At 51.4% G+C, this 2947-nt stretch carries 1 rRNA gene; it reads right to left on the reverse strand.

From position 1 onward, the window contains the following. Positions 1–8: 8 nt before the first annotated feature. A 23S ribosomal RNA gene (locus BAU27_RS09185) occupies positions 9–2930 on the reverse strand. Between the last annotated feature and the right edge of the window lie 17 nt (positions 2931–2947).

Raw genomic sequence — 2947 nt, forward strand, 5'->3', positions numbered from 1 at the left:
CATATTATATGGTTAAGTCCTCGATCTATTAGTATTCGTCAGCTCCACATGTCACCATGCTTCCACCTCGAACCTATCAACCTGATCATCTTTCAGGGATCTTACTAGCTTACGCTATGGGAAATCTCATCTTGAGGGGGGCTTCATGCTTAGATGCTTTCAGCACTTATCCCTTCCGCACATAGCTACCCAGCTATGCCCTTGGCAGAACAACTGGTACACCAGCGGTGCGTCCATCCCGGTCCTCTCGTACTAAGGACAGCTCCTCTCAAATTTCCTACGCCCACGACGGATAGGGACCGAACTGTCTCACGACGTTCTGAACCCAGCTCGCGTACCGCTTTAATGGGCGAACAGCCCAACCCTTGGGACCGACTACAGCCCCAGGATGCGATGAGCCGACATCGAGGTGCCAAACCTCCCCGTCGATGTGGACTCTTGGGGGAGATAAGCCTGTTATCCCCGGGGTAGCTTTTATCCGTTGAGCGATGGCCCTTCCATGCGGAACCACCGGATCACTAAGCCCGACTTTCGTCCCTGCTCGACTTGTAGGTCTCGCAGTCAAGCTCCCTTATGCCTTTGCACTCTACGAATGATTTCCAACCATTCTGAGGGAACCTTTGGGCGCCTCCGTTACACTTTAGGAGGCGACCGCCCCAGTCAAACTGCCCACCTGACACTGTCTCCCGGGTCGATAAGACCCGTAGGTTAGAATTTCAATACAGTCAGGGCGGTATCCCACCAGCGCCTCCACCGAAGCTAGCGCTCCGGTTTCAATGGCTCCCGCCTATCCTGTACAAACTGTACCAAAATTCAATATCAGGCTACAGTAAAGCTCCACGGGGTCTTTCCGTCCTGTCGCGGGTAACCTGCATCTTCACAGGTACTATAATTTCACCGAGTCTCTGGTTGAGACAGTGCCCAAATCGTTACACCTTTCGTGCGGGTCGGAACTTACCCGACAAGGAATTTCGCTACCTTAGGACCGTTATAGTTACGGCCGCCGTTTACTGGGGCTTCAGTTCAGAGCTTCGCTTACGCTAACCCCTCTCCTTAACCTTCCAGCACCGGGCAGGTGTCAGCCCCTATACTTCGCCTTACGGCTTCGCAGAGACCTGTGTTTTTGCTAAACAGTCGCTTGGGCCTATTCACTGCGGCTTTCCGTTAAGAAAGCACCCCTTCTCCCGAAGTTACGGGGTCATTTTGCCGAGTTCCTTAACCAGAGTTCTCTCGCACACCTTAGGATTCTCTCCTCGCCTACCTGTGTCGGTTTGCGGTACAGGCACCTTTTATCTCGCTAGAAGCTTTTCTTGGCAGCGGGGAATCAAAGACTTCGCTCCATAAGGAGCTTCCCCATCACAGCTCAGCCTTCACGATAAGCGGATTTGCCTACTTATCAGCCTAACTGCTTGGACGTGCACAACCAATCGCACGCTTCTTCTATCCTTCTGCGTCCCTCCATTGCTCAAACGATAAAGAGGTGGTACAGGAATATCAACCTGTTGTCCATCGCCTACGCCTGTCGGCCTCGGCTTAGGTCCTGACTAACCCTGAGCGGACGAGCCTTCCTCAGGAAACCTTAGGCATTCGGTGGACGGGATTCTCACCCGTCTTTCGCTACTCATACCGGCATTCTCACTTCTAAGCGCTCCACCAGTCCTTCCGGTCTGACTTCACTGCACTTAGAACGCTCCCCTACCACTGATACCATTGGTATCAATTCGCAGCTTCGGTGGTGTATTTAGCCCCGGTACATTTTCGGCGCAGAGTCACTCGACTAGTGAGCTATTACGCACTCTTTAAATGGTGGCTGCTTCTAAGCCAACATCCTAGTTGTCTAAGCAACTCCACATCCTTTTCCACTTAATACACACTTTGGGACCTTAGCTGGCGATCTGGGCTGTTTCCCTCTTGACTACGGATCTTATCACTCGCAGTCTGACTCCTAAGGATAAGTCATTGGCATTCGGAGTTTGACTGAATTCGGTAATCCGATGAGGACCCCTAGTTCAATCAGTGCTCTACCTCCAAGACTCTTACACTTAAGGCTAGCCCTAAAGCTATTTCGGGGAGAACCAGCTATCTCCAGGTTCGATTGGAATTTCTCCGCTACCCACACCTCATCCCCGCACTTTTCAACGTGCGTGGGTTCGGGCCTCCATTCAGTGTTACCTGAACTTCACCCTGGACATGGGTAGATCACCTGGTTTCGGGTCTACGACCACGTACTAAACGCCCTATTCAGACTCGCTTTCGCTGCGGCTCCGTCTCTTCAACTTAACCTCGCACGGGATCGTAACTCGCCGGTTCATTCTACAAAAGGCACGCCATCACCCATTAACGGGCTCTGACTATTTGTAGGCACACGGTTTCAGGATCTCTTTCACTCCCCTTCCGGGGTGCTTTTCACCTTTCCCTCACGGTACTGGTTCACTATCGATCACTAGGGAGTATTTAGCCTTGGGAGATGGTCCTCCCAGATTCCGACGGAATTTCACGTGTTCCGCCGTACTCAGGATACATTCAAGAGAGAACGAAGTTTCGACTACGGGGTTGTTACCCTCTACGACGGACCTTTCCAGGTCGCTTCGTCTACCTCGTTCCTTTGTAACTCCGTATAGAATGTCCTACAACCCCAAGAGGCAAGCCTCTTGGTTTGGGCTAGATTCCGTTTCGCTCGCCGCTACTCAGGAAATCGCATTTGCTTTCTCTTCCTCCAGGTACTTAGATGTTTCAGTTCCCTGGGTCTGTCTTCCATACCCTATGTATTCAGGTAAGGATACCATACCATTACGTATAGTGGGTTTCCCCATTCGGAAATCTTCGGATCAAAGCTTACTTACAGCTCCCCGAAGCATATCGGCGTTAGTCCCGTCCTTCATCGACTCCTAGTGTCAAGGCATCCACCGTGCGCCCTTTCTAACTTAACCAAACTAAAATTAAAAAA

The sequence above is a fragment of the Bacillus sp. NH11B genome, from assembly GCF_001884205.1.
Lineage (GTDB): Bacteria > Bacillota > Bacilli > Bacillales > Bacillaceae_G > Bacillus_A > Bacillus_A proteolyticus.